Genomic DNA, 17,003 nt, shown 5'->3' on the forward strand with positions numbered 1-17,003 from the left:
GATTACCGGGTCGACGATCTGCGACGAGCCACTAGGATGCCTATACCAGGGGTAGTGCGGCAACATCCGCTCTACGCGGCGCCATGAGAGAAGCGAGCACCCGTGCCACCACGGAAGAAGAAGGAATCCAAGCCCAAGCCGATGAAGGCGATCCTTTGGGAATCCGCCGACCAGCTGCGGGGGACTCTGGACGCCGCCGAGTACAAGCACTTCGTACTCGGGCTCGTGTTCCTGAAGTACGTTTCCGTGGCCATGGCGGAGAAGCGGGCGCAGCTTGAGGAAGGGCTCCGGAACGGCAGCATGCTTTCCTCCCTCGGCCTTGCGGGCACAGCCTCGGAGTCGCTGATCGCCCAGACGGTTGAGGACCGCAAGCAGTACACGGGCGCAGGGCTCTTCTACGTACCACCGACTGCCCGTTGGGAAGTCGTGATGGAACGAGCCAAGGGAACCCTGGAGGGGCAATCTCTTGGCGAAGTGATCAATGACGCGATGGGCACCATCGAGAAGTATAATCCCGCGCTCAGGAGTACCCTCCCTCAAGAATACAACAGTCCGCGGATCAATGAAGCGACACTGGCCGGCCTGGTGAAGCTCCTCGATCGCCTCGAATTCCAGGCCCAGGTAAGTAAGGACGGCAAGCGCACTGGGGCCAGGGACCTGATGGGAGAGGTGTACGAGTACTTTCTCGCTCAGTTTGCCCTCGCTGAAGGACGCAAAGGCGGAGAGTTCTTCACGCCGGAGTGCATCGTCCAGCTCCTTGTAGAGATGCTGGAGCCGCAAGAGGGTGAGCGCGTCCTGGATCCGGCATGTGGTTCGGGCGGCATGTTCGTCCAGACCGAGAAGTTCATCGAACTGCACGAGGGTAACCGCTTCAACATCTCGGTGTACGGCCAGGAACGCAATCTCACGACGTGGCGGCTGGCTAAGATGAATCTTGCCATCCACGGCATTGACGCCAACCTCGGTGAAGAACCTGCCGACTCCTTCCACGACGACCAGCATCCTGAACTTAAGGCCGACGTCGTACTCGCGAACCCGCCATTCAACATCTCAAACTGGGGTGGCGAACGACTCGGTATGGATCCCCGCTGGAAATACGGCGTGCCACCTGTGGGCAACGCGAACTTCGCATGGGTCCAACTCATGGTAAACAAACTGCGCCCTGGAGGGCGCGCGGGCATCGTGCTAGCCAACGGCTCCATGAGTGGCAAGTCGGGAGGCGAGGCCGACATCCGACGACGCATGGTCGAGGACGACTTGGTGGCGTGCATGGTGGCGCTGCCGGGGCAACTGTTCCGGTCAACTCAAATCCCGGCTTGTCTATGGTTCCTCGCAGAGGGTAAAGGTAAGCGCCACGCGAAGTGGGTTAAGGGGCGCGCAGGTGAAGTGCTGTTCATCGACGCAAGCGGTTTGGGCTCAATGGAAGAGCGCACTTTGCGGGAACTAAAAGAAGAGGATATTGAGCGAATCGCCTCAACATTCCGCTCGTGGCGCGGAGTCGAGGGTTCGAATTCCTACACAGATACACCTGGATTCTGTCGGAGTGTGACCCTTGAAGAAGTTCAGCACAACAGCTTCACTCTGACACCAGGGCGGTACGTGGGAGTCGCCGAGGCCGAACAGGATCCGGACTCTGAATCGGCGGAAGCAAAAGTGGAGCGGCTGACGAAAGAGCTTTTCATGCACTTCGAGGAAGCCGCTCGGCTGGAAGCAGAAGTGCGGGAGCAGGTGGGGAGGCTGTGACTGGCCAATGGCAAACGATGCCCATTGGAAGTCTCGCCACAGTCTTCGATGGGCCGCACGCTACACCGAAGAAGACAGAAGCAGGCCCTTGGTTCCTAAGCATTTCCAGTCTTAGGGAAGGTCGGCTGGACCTGGCCGAGTCCGCGCACCTTAGCGAGGCGGACTTCGCCAAGTGGACTCGGCGAGTCACTCCGGAGGAAGGCGACCTCCTCTTCTCTTACGAAACCCGATTGGGCGCTGCTGCACTCATGCCATCTGGCGTAAGGGCATGCCTTGGGCGACGCATGGGACTACTACGGCCCAACAAAGAGCGGGTTGATCAACGGTTCCTCCTGTACGCCTACCTTGGACCGGACTTCCAGCAGGAAATCTCAGCCCGCGCTGTCCGTGGTGCCACAGTCGATCGGATTCCCATCGCCGAAATCGCAACGTGGCCGCTCCGTGTTCCTCCTCTGTCCGAGCAACGAGCGATCGCCGAGGTCCTTGGCGTGCTTGACGACAAGATCGCCGTCAACGAGCGGATCGCCGACGCGTCGCTTGTTCTAGCCGAGGCTCTGTACGTACGAGATTCCGCATGCGAGCAGGGCTGGCACGAGGTCGCGCTGCTGGACACTGCGACCTGGAAATCCGGAGGTACCCCCAAGACCAGCGAGGCCAGTTACTGGGGCGGCGACATACCCTGGATCTCTGCGGCAAGTCTCAAGTCTCCATGGCTTGATGACTCGGAACGTAGAGTCACCCGGCTCGGGGCGGAGAACGGAACCCGGCTCGTACCTGCCGGCACGATCATCTTCGTGGTGCGTGGGATGAGCCTCATCTCAGAGTTCCGGGTCGGCTTGACGCAACTTGAAGTAGCTTTTGGTCAGGACTGCAAGGCACTTATCCCGCACCGCGGTGTCGATCCCGTCGTGTTGCTCCTCGCTCTGCGATCCAGGGCTCAGGACATCCTCGGTCTCGTCGACACCGCTGGGCACGGAACAGGCCGTCTCGGCACCGACCGGATCGAAAAGCTGCGGATCAAGCTCCCCGACCGCGGGACTGGAACAGCGTTTACCAAGACCGTTCGGTCTCTTGCCCAGCGTGCGAGCGCCGCGAAGCGCGAGAACCACACTCTTGCCGAGCTCCGCAACACTCTGCTCCCTCAGCTCATCACCGGAAAGATCCGCGTCGAGGACGCCGTGCGCGTCGTGGAGGATGCTGAGTCATGAGTGAGGAAAGCGCTGTTGAGGCCGAGAAGCAGCTCTTCGACGGCTCCTCGGAGGCGCAGTGGGAAGCGTTCGCTCTCGATCAGCTAGCTAGGTTCGGCTGGCAGCACTTTCCCGCCAAGCAGCTTAATCCGAGCAGCGGTCACCGCAAGGACTGGGGGGACCTCGTCTTGTACCCCCGACTGCGTACCGCGATCGCAACCCGCCACCCCCAGCTCCCCTCCCACACAGTTGAGGAAGCAATCTCGGACCTACTACGGCACACGCCAGGCAGTGACATCCGTAAGAACTGGGACTTCTACAAGAAGCTCACTGGCGGCCTGAAGGTCAGCTACACAGACACGGTTACGGACAAGAAGCACAGCGTCACCGTCCGGCCCATCGACTTCACTAACCCGCGCGGCAACGATCTCGTCGCCTCCTCGCAGGTACGGATACGCGCCGCTAGCGAGCGAGCATTCATCTTTGACATCGTCCTATATGTCAATGGGCTTCCTCTGTGCATCATTGAGTTGAAGAAGGCCAGCGGGCCAGATGACTCACGCACGGCATACGAGCAGGTCCAGAACTACCGGCGCGAGTTGAAGAGCGACGGTACTTTTCGGACCGTGTGTCTCGCTGTCGCCACCGACGGGGTAACCGCCCGTGTCGGCACGCCGTTCACGCCGTGGGAGCACATGGCCCCCTGGCACGCGGAGGACGGGGTCTTGCTCAAGAGAAAGGAAGAACGTGAGGACGGGCGTGCTCTGAAACGGATGATCGCCGGATCCCTTGACCCCGACCATTTCCTCGACATGATCGCCAACTTCCTGTCCTACTCCGCCGAAGGCACCGGCGGCAGCGTGGACACGGTGAAACTCGCTAAGGCTCACCAGTACATCGCCGTCAACACAGCTCTAGCCGCCACCGCGTCAGCTGCTGTTACCGATGGTAGGGCCGGTGTCATCTGGCACACCCAGGGCGCGGGCAAGAGCGAGGAGATGCTTTTCTACACCGGCATGGTGGGGCGTCTACCTGGTCTACCTCTTCCTACAGTCGTCCTCATCACAGACCGGATCGACCTCGATACTCAACTCTTCGAAACGTTCAACGCCAGCCATAGCCTTCATCGAGCCATCGGCGGCCTGCCGGAGAAGGCGTACGACAGTAGTCAGTTGAAGGACTTACTCACCCGACGGCAGGGCGGCGGCGGTGTCATCTTCACCACGCTCCACAAATTCCGGATCAGCAAAGCGGAGAAGATTGCAGGAGTTCGGCACCCGCTGCTGTCCGACCGCCGGGACGTCATCGTTATTGTCGACGAGGCGCACCGGAGCCATTACGACTTCGAGGACGGCTTCGCCAGACACCTGCGAGACGCGCTTCCCAATGCCACATTTATCGCTTTCACCGGCACTCCGATCGACAACCGGACAGGCAACACCCTCGCTGTCTTCGGACCGACAATCCACACGTATGACCACACGCAGGCGGTCAACGATGGTGCCACGGTCCGAGTCTTCTACGAGCCGATCCTCCACAAGGTGAAACTTCCAGAAGACAAAGACCTGGACGAGATGGATGCGCAAGCTGAGGGGCTCGTCGAGGGCTTGAGTCAGGCTGAGCAGGACCGTGCCCGGGCTCAGTTTGCTACCTTCGAGAGCGTCATCGGCGCGCCTGAACGCATCGCGAACGTTGCCGACACCCTCCTATCGCACTGGGACAACCGCAGCTTGGAAATAGCGAAGCTGACCGGCCAATCCGGCAAGGGGATGGTCGTCTGTTCCTCTCGCAGAATCGCCGCTCGACTCTTCAATGCTCTTGCTGTTCGTCGTCCTTCCTGGGTCGGCGAACCTGACAAGAAGACTGGGTTGCTGCCTGACGACACTGGCAAGATCCGAGTCGTCTACACCGGCAATCCAGCCAAAGACGACGCTGAGATCGCTCCCTACGTTCGTACCCCCGAGAAACTCAAGGCTATCCAGGCACGAGCTGCTAACCCCGAAGACGAACTCGAGCTCGTCATTGTCCAGTCGTTGTGGCTGACTGGCTTCGACTCGCCACCGCTGCACACCCTTTACCTCGACCGCCGAATGCGCGGCGCCGCCTTGATGCAGGCTATCGCTCGCGTTAACCGGACATGGGGCGAGAAACCGTCGGGCCTGGTTGTCGACTTTCTGGGAGTGGCCAGAAATCTCACGGAGGCCATCGCCGAGTACACCTCGGACGACGACCGTGATGAAGAGACCATCGGCGCAGACACCTCCGAAGCCGTCAAGGTCGTACGTGAGAAGCATCAGTCGATCACCGAGCTGCTCCACAACTGTCGGTGGCGCGAGTCACTTAGCTCCCTTGGCTATCAAGACGCTCTGTACGACGTTCTCGAATTCCTCCGGGAAGCTGAGCCGGCACTACAACCAGGAAGGCCGACCCGTCTGCAGCGCTTCATGCACTTCAGCAAGTTGCTATCCCAAGCCTTCTCGCTCTGCCCCACCCACGAGGGCGTCAAGGACCTTCTTGACGACATCCAATTCTTTGCTGTCGTGCGCGCAACGCGCGAGAAACTCGACGTCGATGACCGGGCCGCTCAGGGCCTAGCTACCGCCGCCGATCAGTTCCGCTACATCGAACAGCTCAACGCTGCGGCAGTCGTCGCCGACGGGGTGGTGGACATCTACGACGCCGCAGGCCTCACCAAGCCGGACCTCTCGCACCTCGACGAAGAGTTCGTCGCACAGCTGAAGGAAAGCCGCCACCCGAACCTGGCTCTCGAAGCTCTTCGACGCTCGCTCTTGAAAGAGATTCGAGATTCGCACCCCGGCAACATCACCCGGCAGCGCGCCTTCACAGAGCGCATGCAGGAGACCATGAACCAGTACCACAACGGACTGATCACCGCCGCCCAGACGATGGACATCCTCGTCGAGTTCGCTCGTGAAGTCTCCGCCGACCGGGTCCGTGCTGTAGAACTCGGCCTGACCGAAGACGAACTCGCCTTCTACGACGCAGTAGCCGCCAACCCCTCCGCCCTGCAGATGGGCGACGAGATACTCCGCCAGATCGCTCAGCACCTTCACAGACTGGTGTCTGAAGACGTCACCGTGGACTGGAGGATCAAGAACCAGGCACGTGATCGCATCCGCGCCAAGGTTCAGTTCTTGCTGAACTACTACGGCTACCCACCGGACAAGGCGCCAGAAGCGATCGACCGCGTCCTGAAGCAAACTGAGGTCAAAGCGGAAGAGTGGTCCTGAAAGCCTGGTCGGAACCCGCCAAGGAGACAGTCCGCGCTGCGACCTACCTCGTCCAACAGCGCGTCGCGGACGTCGTCCTGCGTCTGGGTGTCTGGCCTCACCTAGCCGTGCGCTGCAACCAGCAACCTCTCGCTGAGCAGCGCCGGCCGGTGCGGCAGACAGGAGCGTTCACCCGTTGTTGATGGACTGCGGCCAACAAGGCGAGCGCCTCCTCGTCTGTGTCGGTGCGGCATGAGAGGCTGACGCCACGAGCGTCAGGCACAGGAAGGAGGGCGAATGTATGTTACCGGGATCAGTCTATCGAACGTTCGAGGATTCACGGGGGCGCGTGCTGTAAATGAAATCGCGCTACCTTCCAAAGACGGTGGTAGCTGGACAGTGATCGCTGGCCGTAACGGTTCAGGGAAATCCACACTCCTGCGCGCTCTCGCACTCACACTTGCCGGTCCTCAAGTGGCCCGCACGCTGATGCAGGATTTCAGCGGCTGGATCACAAGTGGCAGAGCTGCCGCATCGACTCGGGTGCAGGTACGTCCAAATTATTCTGTCGATAAACTCACTGGGCGTGGTCGGGCGCCTGATGTTCCCATTCTGCTTGGATTGGATTGGGCTGTTCCGGAAGACGCGCCAAGCTGGTCGCCCTATTCCACACCGCGTCAACCCAAGTTGTCACCCCACAATACTATCGAAGGATGGGAAAGTGCGGCACGCGGGCCTTGGGCTGACCAGCCACAAGGCTGGTTCTGTGCTGGATACGGGCCATTCCGGCGCCTTACCGGCGGATCCGGTGAGGCTCAGCGGTTGATGCTTGCACCTGGTCCGGCAGGTCGAATGGCATCACTCTTCCATGAAGACGCTTCTCTTTCCGAAGGTGTGAACTGGCTTAAAGAGCTACATCTGAGAGCGTTGGAAGAACAAGCGCAGGCATCTGAACTGCTACAGACTGTGTTGGCCCTGCTCTCCGACGGGCTTTTGCCAGACGGTTACAAAGCAATGCGAGTCAGTTCAGAGGGGCTCTGGATATCGCCAGCCGGTGAGAGTGAACGTGCGTATCCACTCAGCGAGATGAGTGACGGATTTCGCACCGTTGCCTCACTTGTCTTGGATGTCGTAAGGCAACTGCAGAACGCCTACGGGGCGCTGAACGTGTACACAGGCGATAAAGGTCAGACTGTGGTTCAGATGCCCGGCGTCGTGATCATTGATGAGGTGGATGCGCACCTACATGTTACCTGGCAGCGTCGACTTGGAGAATGGCTGCGCACCCATTTTCCGCAGGTTCAGTTCATTGTCACCACCCATAGTCCGTACATCTGCCAGGCGGCTGACCCTGGCGGCCTAATCCGTCTACCGGGGCCAGAGGAGAAAAGCCCGCCAGAGGTCGTTGATGACGCGCTATACCACAGAATCGTGTACGGCAGTGCGGAAGATGCAGTGCTATCGGAACTGTTTGGCCTGGAGTCCCCATACTCCAGCCGGGCTGAAGAGCAACGTCGGAATCTCGTCAGACTGGAACGGAAGGTCCTTGCGGGGGAAGCTACAGATCAGGAAGCTTTCGAGTATCGCGATCTAGCGGCAGAACTGCGTAGCTCGCGTTCCGCGAGGGTACGCGAGGTGGCAGCGCGACTGGACGATGATTAATGATTCCAGTCAATCGGCCGCCAGCCACCGAAAGACTCATCAGACTTTGCTGCACCCGCACTGAGGCTATTCAAAGTCTGGGAGCGACCAGTAAAGCGGCAAGGGATACTTGGCGGCTCGCGGATGCCGCAAAGGACGAGATTCGCACTCTTCTGGAAAAGATGGCGCCTGGCGTTTTGCGCTGTATGTATTGTCTCGATAGTCTTGGTACTGATATCGACCACTTCGAGCCTATAGCTCGCACCCCACTGAATACCTTCTGTTGGCATAATCACCTGCTTGCATGCTCGCGCTGCAACAGCAACTTTAAGCGAGAAGAGTACCCCTGCGACGATAAGACTGGGGAATGCCTCCTCATCGATCCTTCTGTTGACGACCCTGCCGACCATCTTGAATTGATGATAACAATAGGGGAATATGAAGGGCGTACTCGGAAGGGGGTGGAGAGTATCAGAGTGTTCGGCCTAAATCGAAAAGATCTGATACAGGGTCGATTCGATGCGTACGTCACATCATGTGACGTACTGAATTCTTGGTATCGTAAAGTTCTTGCTGGAAACATTGAAGGGGCTGCGCTGTCTGCGGCCGCTTTGCGTCGCGAACCCTTCGGCGATGTACTACGGGCTTTGGAGAAATTGGCGCGGCTTCCTTATGCGTGGGAAGCGCTTGGTGAAGAGCTATCAGAATCGCTGACGGCGTGGATCCTCGCGGACCAAGCCGAGTAGAATCTGTAAATCAAGTTGTCGAGCTTACAGAGGCAAGCCTGCTAAAGGGGCGTCACAGGCTGTCGCTACCCACCCGTTCGACGGCATCGGCCAGGGCAACAGCCGCAGCCTCGCCCACAGCGCGGTATCGGCCAGCGACTCCTCCCCGGAGTGCGCGTCCCGATGCTCTGCGACGGTGACGGCCAACGTGAGCAGCACGGGACACAGCAACTCTGCGACCGCATCCTTGCGGATGGCCCGGAGGCTGGGCAGGCGTGCAGCGCCGCGCCGTGCAGTGGACCGGCGACCACAGCGGCACCCTGGCCATCCCCTGGCAGATCCCGGCCATCCACGGCTCCGGCAACTCCGGCATCGCCTACGCCGCAGGCGACATCGACGGCATCTTCGGCGGCTCCGCCGTCAGCTACGTGCGCGACCTGCAGTGGAAGGCGGGGTCTGCTGCACGGATTGGTGACATCTGAGTTGGCTAGCCGTGAGGCTGGCCTGGGAGGATGTCGCTGTGCCCAAGCCCTACCCCCGGGAGTTCCGCGATGACGTCGTGCGGGTCGCGCGTGAGCGTGAGCCCGGCGTGACGGTCGAGCAGATCGCGAAGGACTTCGGGGTCCATCCGATGACGTTGTTCAAGTGGCTGCGCCAGGCCGAGGTCGACGAGGGCGTGAAATCTGGTGTGACCAGGAACGACTCGGCCGAGCTGCGCGAGGCGCGTAAGCGGATCAAGCTGCTCGAGCAGGAGAACGAGGTCCTGCGGCGGGCGACGGCGTATCTGTCGCAAGCGAACTTGCCGGGAAAAGGATCTACCCGCTCGTGACCGAGCTGGCCGCCGACGGGATCCCCGTCGCGGTGACGTGTCGGGTCTTGAACATCGCTCGACAGCCCTACTACCGGTGGCTCACCCGCCCGGTCACCGACGCCGAACTGGCCGAGGCATACCGTGCGGACGCGTTGTTCGAGCCCACCGCGACGACCCGGAGTTCGGCTACCGGTTCCTGGCCGACGAGGCCCACGCTGCCGGGCAGCCGATGGCAGAGCGCACCGCCTGGAAGATCTGCTCCGGCATGCGCTGGTGGAGCGCGTTCAGCCGCACGCGGCGGCGGGGCAAGGGCGGCAGGCCAGGGCCGCCGGTGCACGACGATCTCGTCCAGCGCGACTTCACCGCCGACGGACCGAACCGGTTGTGGCTGGCCGACATCACCGAACACCGCACCACGGAAGGCAAGCTCTACCTCTGCGCGATCAAGGACGCCTGGTCGAGACGGATCGTCGGCTACTCCATCGACTCGCGAATGAAGTCCCGCCTGGCCGTCAACGCCCTGCGCAACGCCGTCGCCCGACGCGGTCACGTGGCCGGATGCGTGGTCCACACCGACCGCGGATCCCAGTTCCGATCACGAAAGTTCGTTCGCGCCCTCCACCAGAACAACATGATCGGCTCCATGGGCAGAGTCGGCGCCGCAGGCGACAACGCCGCCATGGAATCCTTCTTCGGTCTGCTCCAGAACAACGTCCTCGACCGACAGACCTGGCCAACCCGCCAACACCTGAGAACCGCGATCGTCACCTGGATCGAACGCACCTACCACCGCCGCAGACGCCAACGATCCCTGACCCGATTGACCCCCATCGAGTACGAGACCAGCATGACCCCACCGGCCAACCAGGCCGCGTGACTACCACTGTCACCTATCGGTGCAGCAGACCCGTTCGAGTGACGCCGAACCAGCATGAAGCCGAACATGTAGTCGGCGTATATCTTCAGCTCGGTCAGCGGCAGCCACTTCAACCCTGCGGCCTCGATCGCCAACACCGCCTTCGAGGACGTGGCGTGGCGTCCCGCCTACGCGCTCGCCGAGGTTCAGCGGTGCGATCGTCGCAACCTAGAACCTGGTCCCTGAGGCATTCTCTTGATCATGAGGCCGCCGGACTTTCGAAAACCAAGGTCAATTCCGGCACGCCACGCCTATCGCGCAATTTGCACCGGAGCCGCAACGTAGTCGCCACTTGGCTCAATCAACAGCACTCGCTCATGCCTCGGAAACGACGCCTCACCGCAGTTTCAAGCTCACCGCAAGTCGACCGTACGGACTTTGTCGGTGCTGGTCTGTACGGTGCCCGCCATGTCCAAGCAGCAGCGGAAGCGGACCGCGAAGCGCAAGAAGCGGGAGCGCGCGGCACGGAGGGTTCACACGAGCGTTGATCAGTTCCCTTCGACGAGCGTGCTGCTGGACAGCGCGGTCCGGTTGGACTCGTACCTGGCGCTGTCCGGTGATCCGGCGGCGGTTGTTCCGTTGGCCAGGCAACGCCTCGACGACGCGGTCGAGAAGATCGCCGCCGCAGTGGCCCACGTCGACACCTTCGACGTGTTGGAGGCCGTCAAGCTCCGGGCCTCCTTGGTCGATCCCGAGACGTACCGGGAAAGCGAGCACGGCGCCACCGTGGCGATGATTGAGTTGACCGCGCTCATCCTCGCCTCGCGTGGTGCCCGGCCGGGCACCACGCCGCCGGGCGATGTGGAGCCAAACCCGAGCGAGGTCATCGGTGCGCTGCAGGCGCACCTCCAAAACTTGATGGATGCGGGCCAGGTGCTGAACATGTTCAGCGTCGATCGCGACGACGCGTTGCACCGGATCAGTTTCGGGACGCGGTTGCGCGAGGTGGCGGTGCGTAACTCCTCCTACCCTCACATGGTGGAGGACACGCTCACCGCTCTGTTCGACGAGCCTGCGGTGGAAGCGGCGTGCCGCTCAGTCCTGGGCTGCACCGTGAGCGATATCCGCACGGTGTTCGCGGTGTTGCAGCGGCTCACCGCCGACAGTTGGACGAACAACCTCGATGCGTTGGAGAGGCTGGCCGGTCTGGCGGACAGTGGGGTCACCGACCTGAGCGCCTCCGACCTCGAACAGGCACGGCGGTTGCTCGGTCGCCTCGCCGTGGGCCCTGGGGCGAACGCGATGCACACCCCTGAGACGCTCGCCGCCGCAGTCGACCTCGATGTCCGGACGATCGCCACCGTGTTGGACCTGTTCTCGACCCCGATGAGCGTTCGCCCGCCCGTCGACGCAGTCCTTGAGTTCTTCGAGGGCAAATCGCCTTTCCGCACCCGCCCGGTCCTCGCCACCCCCGAAGGCGAGTACACCGTGGTGCACCACGCGCTGCTGGTTCCGGCGATTCGCGAACGCGTCGAAGACGCGCTGCGTCATGACACCGACGCCTGGAACATCTACAGCAAACACCGCGGCGCGTATTTGGAAGCAGAGGCGGCCCGCCTGATCACCGTTCATCTGCCCGGCTGCGCACAACACCTCGGGTTCGAGTACTTCGTCCCCGCGCGGGACACCGAGAGGCACCCCGCCTCCTACACCAAGCTCGTCGAGGGGGACGGCCTGCTGCTGCTCGACGACATCGCAATCATCATCGAGGCCAAGGCCGTGGCCCTGAGGCCGCGCTCACGCACCGGAGATCCACTTCGACTGCGCCAGGATCTGCGCCGCATCGTCACCGATGCCGCCGACCAGGGCGACCGTCTCCGCCGCCGTATCTTCCACGACCGAGGACTGCGTCTGCGCGACGAGACCTGGCTCGACCTCACCACAATCCGAGAGATCCACACCGTCGCGGTCAGCCTCGAAGACCTGTCCGGCATCGCCACCATCACCAGCGAACTGGTCACCAGCGGCCTGTTGACCACCGACGACCTGCCCTGGACCGTCTCTCTACATGACCTGCGCATCATCAGCGAACTCATCGACCGCCCCGCCGAACTGCTGCTCTACCTGCGCCGCCGCACCGAACCTGACACCACTCGCCGGTTCCACGCCGTCGACGAACTCGACTTCTTCCTGCACTTCCTCGCCGCGCAGCTCTATGTCGAGCCCGACCCGGACGAAGTCCATGACGCGCTGCCCCAACTCGGCGCACCCCGCACCAGAGATCGGCGCCGACACCGTCGGCAGGGCTTGGAGCTGCTGACCAGTCTCACAGACCCCCTAGACGCCTGGTACTTCCACGAGCTCGGCATCCGCGCCACACCGATCGACAAGCCCCGCATGAAGGCCAATCTCGCCATGCTGAACCTCATCGACGAACTCGCCGAACGGCGCGACTCGGGCTGGCTCGCTTTGACCGCGACCCTGCTGCACCTCGACGAGAGTGCTCAGCGCCACTGCGCGACCGCCGGCACTCGCCTCGCAGCCCAGACTAGAGCCGACGGCCTACCTCATAGCCAAGCCATCCCCATGGGCACGCGACGCGGCGACAGCGTGCTGCTTGTGTTGATGACCACGGCGCCCGCCATTTCCACGAAGGCGTCGCAACAGCGTCTCCGCGAGTACACGACCGCCAAGAAGCACCAACTACAACTCGACCGGGGCTTCGGCCTCCTCTACGACTCCAAGGGGAGATTGATCAGCACCTTCTACGACAACCGCACGCCCGGCCCGGACCCTGTTTTGGACGCGCTGTGCTCTCGGATACCGCTCAAGGGCCCTGAAGCCTTCCAGGGCTTCCCTCCACACCGTCGGAGAACGCGCTCGTCACGCAAGCGCCGTTAGCCAGTGCTCCTTGTCGATGGTCGTGCGACGTCTGCAACTCACCCATAAAGCGCTGGTGCCGGTGATGGAGTCACGTCAAGGCTGGTTGTTCCGTCCGGAGTTTCCTTGAAGTAGCGTACCCTCAACTCCCGGACGCGCCCAGATCAAGCGCTGACCTGAGAAAACATAGATAGGTCTCTCAGTTCGCCTCCGTTGCAGTCACTCCCGCGCACTTGACGTCTGCTCAGGCGTGCTCGCATCTCCAGTTTCGCTCCATCTGGGTACCTCGGGGATTCGACGTTCAAGCTCCGACTCACCGTGTGTCGCAGCACCATCTGTGGCCTCGGCCGTACAAGCGCAGCGTCCTGCGGCGCCCACACGGTGGCAAGAGCGGACGCGCTCGCTGAGGGACGATTCGGGGCGATGGGCGCTCCTGTTCGGACACTGGCTGCGGCGTCGGGTTAGATCCAGACCGCGTGTTCGCGGGCGAAGACCGGCCGTGAGTGCTCCACAGCATGTGCTGGCTGATCTGAACACGGCTACGATCCCTGACGCCCAGGTGTGGAGATCTGCCAGTTCGAGCAGCAGGGTTTGTTGGATGGTTGACCAGGGGAGGCCGAGGGGTCTGGTGCCGTCGGTGACCGCCAGGGCCAGGTCCCCGTGGTCGGTGATGTGGTGTCCTGGCGAAGTCGCAGAGCAGGCGCGCGCACAGGTCGGGCTGGAACGGGTAGATCGCCCACGGCGGTGCTGTCGGCACTCGAGCAACGAGGTCGGTCTCGACCACGGCGTCGCGGGCATTGTCCTCGCCGAACCACACTTGTCCGCCCATCCGCGGGTTGCCGGTCACGGCCCCGGGAGCACGCTGCCGTCCTCCAAGGTGACCGGGCCGGGTGTCTTGCCCCTGTCGACCTCGGGAAAGTCCCGCAGGCGCGCTTGGATGGTGGCGGCGACGGCGGACACCTTCAGTTACGACACGCTGTCGCTGGTCGAGTGGAAGTCATATCTCCTCGCCGCACTGAACGCCCTCATCAGCATCGCTGTGGGTCTCGGAGCAGTGGTGCTCGCGTATACGTCAACTGCTGCGCTCGTGGGATGAACCTGTTCGAAGACCCGGCCTTCCAGGCTCGGGGCGAGGAGCTCGGCGGCGACTCCTGCAAGCACATCCGCTGGCGTGGCGGCACAGCAAGTGGTCGTCCACCTGAGACCATCGATTGATGACCGTGCTGGCATATCAACACACCGACGTCGAACTCCTCAGCCCTTGGGAGCTGCTCCGGAAGTTCGTGTGTGTCGACTGCGACGCCGTGCTCACCTGCGCATGCGCACGAGACATCGCCGTCTACGTCCTGCCTCATCAGGCGCTGCGAGGTGTGGACGCCGATACCAGAGAGCACGTCTCTGTCACACATCCGTTGACCGAGGGCATCTGCTTCGACTGCCGCAGCGTCCTTCCGCCCGCGAACCCTACGGCAGCCCATCGAGGAACTGCAAGCGTCATCCATCGCTACTACTGGCACGAGCTGTGGACCCGTACCCGATCTCGGTTTCTCGACTGGTGCCGCGTTGAAGGTCTGCCGCTCCTGGACGGTGAGGGACACTCTCTCTACGACGAGTTGGTTCGAGCTCATCGCGGAGACTTCGACCGCATCGGGGCTGACGTGCTGACAGAGGTGCGTGCGTGGCACGCTTCCGAGCCACGATACGACGTCTCACGCCCCTCCGACGCCGACGTTCTGAGCGCTGCGAACGTCGAAGTGCGGGCCGTTCCCGGGAGCTACCTGACTCCCAGCCCTCAGCAGAAGGTGATGGTGGTGCCGGTCGGCACAGTCGACCCGTCGTTGGCTGTCACCGTCGAGGAGTTCGTGTCCAACGACGAGCGGTCGCGCGGCCACGAGGTGTTGCCGCTCGAAAGCCGCCCCGTTCACTGTCTTTTTGGCACCCTGATGTGGATATGGGTGTCGGACATCTCCGACCCGCGTTGCCGCGTGGTGTACTTCGGTGGTCGTGATGGCGTAGGTGCCGACCAACACGGCCTCATCCCCCTCTTGCTGCCCGAGGACTTCGGCAGCCCGAACCATTCGCGACGCCGCGCACACGCCCTTGCCGAACACCTCGCGTTCGTCCCTGACGACCTCAACGAGCTCCTCTGGAACTACGACTACTGGCTGGACCCCTCAAGATCCCTTCGCCAGTACCTGTGGGCCTACACCGGGGACGACGAGGACCGTGCCCGAACCCTGATCACGGTCCTCGGCGCCTCAAAGATCAAGGCAATCCTCGAGTACCTGGCTGCCGACTACTGGGGGCGCTACCTAGGCTGGCCCGATCTGCTCACCTGGAAGCAGGAAGGGCCGATTTCCGCCGAGCCGATGCTGATCGAGGTGAAGTCGAGCGGTGATCGTCTCAGCGACGACCAACGGACATGGGTCACGCTGAACCACCAGACGCTCCATCTCCCGTTTCACATCGTCAAGGTGCACCGAACCGAGAGGCTGGCCCTCGGTTAGCAGCAGTCCGGCCGGGGCTGCTTCAGTCCGTTCATCGTCTCCAGGTGCGCCAAGATTGCCGCGCTGGCTCGTACGGGCTCCAGCCATCGAGATAGGGCTCAAGGTCAGCAGGTCGAGGTTCTGGAGGCGGGGTCATGCCTGGAAGGTCCATGCTGAGCGGGTCAAGACCGTCCGCGTAGTCCCGCGCCCAGTCAAGCCACGCCCAGGCGCTCTCGATGTCGCACTCATCAGGGCCACACGCATACCGAATCGCCTCCTCCAACGCGTCGCAATAGGCATGGAGGCGACGGGCTTCGTGCCAGTTGTGCGCCTGGTCTTTGATCTCCCGCGCCAAGAAGTCGCGCGCCACCTCGCGTTTGGCGTGACCCACAGCTTCCTGCCACTGATGGTGCAGCTCGGCCCGCTCGCGCTCAGCGGTCGCCGCGCGATCCTCCGCCACCTTGAGCAAACTCGCCAGGCCGTCCTCGGCCCGACAGTCTCGTCGATCAGCCCAACGGCCGATCATGCGATGAGAGCTGGCCTCCCAAACTTCGACTGCCAGCCCACCCACGGCTGGGGCAGGCCCTCTGATCGTGGTCGACGCGATCGCCACAGTGAGCACGTCATCGCCAACCTCGAGGTCGATCACTCCGTTCGGTACGCGACGCTGGAGGCGATCCGCGCCGGTCGAGACCGTGCGAACGAAGTAGCCGCGACGCACAGCCTCCTGGGTCAACCCGTGCAACAGCAGCAACGCCCGCCTGCGCTCATCCCCAGCCAGGACCAAGCGCTCATGATCAGCTCGCAGTGCCTCAACAACCTGGTGCATGCCCCGCAGCTGTGTCGGCACCTGGACCGGCACCAGGCCGCCCAGGATTACGCCCCGGGCATTCAGGTGAACCCCATCTTCCAGGCGAATCTGGAGCAGACCGGACCGCGTCCGCATCTCCAAACGCTTGCCCGAAGGCACGAGCCGGTGCCGCTTGGCGAAGTCCACCGTCTTGCGTACCGCGGCAACCGCGGCCGCGTCTGCCAAGCAGATCTCCCTGCGACCCCGTCCCTGTGTCAGCTCATCGATCAGGTCAGTCGCCGCGGCCAACCGCTGCGTACTCAGCTGCGTGGGGGCAGGAGCGCGAGACGGACGCACCCGCCATTGAGGAGGCCGCGGTTCCTTTCCTGTTGGCGCCGCCGAGGGATGGTCGGGGTGGACACCGCGGTCAAGGTAGAAGCGGCCCGCCTGCGTGAGACCGGCGTTCCAACGACCTTGTTGACCAAGTTCGATCAGCCCCCGGTCATACAGCGCTCGCGCTGATCGCTTCGCGGCAGCATCGACGACGCCGAGATCCCCGCCGGACGCCACATGTTTCAGTATCGCCAGCTGGCGTTCGTTAAGTGGATCCCACCGGCGCACATCAACATGCTCACCAACTCCTAGCTCAACGGT

At 62.5% G+C, this 17,003-nt stretch carries 8 protein-coding genes and 1 pseudogene; 8 read left to right on the top strand and 1 reads right to left on the bottom strand.

Annotation, left to right across the window (positions count from 1 at the left end; genetic code table 11):
- The first annotated feature begins 102 nt into the window (after window positions 1-102).
- From ACFPM7_RS23475 to ACFPM7_RS23510, 8 genes and pseudogenes are all read left to right on the top strand, one after another.
- A complete protein-coding gene (locus ACFPM7_RS23475; protein WP_378249896.1) occupies window positions 103-1,743 on the top strand; it encodes a class I SAM-dependent DNA methyltransferase in 1,641 nt (546 codons plus the stop codon).
- Between the two features lie 17 nt (window positions 1,744-1,760).
- Entirely contained in the window at window positions 1,761-2,951 is a 1,191-nt protein-coding gene (locus tag ACFPM7_RS23480; RefSeq protein ID WP_378249897.1) for a restriction endonuclease subunit S, read from the top strand.
- Window positions 2,948-6,181: a type I restriction endonuclease subunit R gene (locus ACFPM7_RS23485; RefSeq protein WP_378249898.1), complete on the top strand. Its 3,234-nt coding sequence runs from the start codon at window positions 2,948-2,950 to the stop codon at window positions 6,179-6,181. The genes ACFPM7_RS23480 and ACFPM7_RS23485 overlap by 4 nt, the downstream gene beginning before the upstream one ends.
- Window positions 6,182-6,457: 276 nt before the next feature.
- On the top strand, window positions 6,458-7,822 hold the full coding sequence (locus ACFPM7_RS23490; RefSeq protein ID WP_378249899.1) for an AAA family ATPase: 1,365 nt from the start codon (window positions 6,458-6,460) through the stop codon (window positions 7,820-7,822).
- Between the two features lie 979 nt (window positions 7,823-8,801).
- Window positions 8,802-9,008: a hypothetical protein gene (locus tag ACFPM7_RS23495; protein ID WP_378249900.1), complete on the top strand. Its 207-nt coding sequence runs from the start codon at window positions 8,802-8,804 to the stop codon at window positions 9,006-9,008.
- Window positions 9,009-9,046: 38 nt separating this feature from the next.
- A pseudogene (locus tag ACFPM7_RS23500) lies at window positions 9,047-10,214 on the top strand (IS3 family transposase).
- A gap of 447 nt (window positions 10,215-10,661) precedes the next feature.
- Window positions 10,662-13,094 (top strand): hypothetical protein, encoded by a 2,433-nt coding sequence (locus tag ACFPM7_RS23505; RefSeq protein ID WP_378249901.1) that lies wholly within the window; start codon window positions 10,662-10,664, stop codon window positions 13,092-13,094.
- A gap of 1,193 nt (window positions 13,095-14,287) precedes the next feature.
- Window positions 14,288-15,580 (top strand): VRR-NUC domain-containing protein, encoded by a 1,293-nt coding sequence (locus ACFPM7_RS23510; protein ID WP_378249902.1) that lies wholly within the window; start codon window positions 14,288-14,290, stop codon window positions 15,578-15,580.
- A gap of 31 nt (window positions 15,581-15,611) precedes the next feature.
- On the opposite strand, the gene ACFPM7_RS23515 is transcribed toward ACFPM7_RS23510, so the two are convergent.
- Window positions 15,612-16,970, bottom strand: a complete 1,359-nt coding sequence (locus tag ACFPM7_RS23515) for a hypothetical protein (RefSeq protein WP_378249903.1) — start codon at window positions 16,968-16,970, stop codon at window positions 15,612-15,614.
- Window positions 16,971-17,003: the final 33 nt, after the last annotated feature.

The sequence above is a fragment of the Actinokineospora guangxiensis genome, assembly GCF_042657845.1.
GTDB classification, from domain to species: domain Bacteria; phylum Actinomycetota; class Actinomycetes; order Mycobacteriales; family Pseudonocardiaceae; genus Actinokineospora; species Actinokineospora guangxiensis.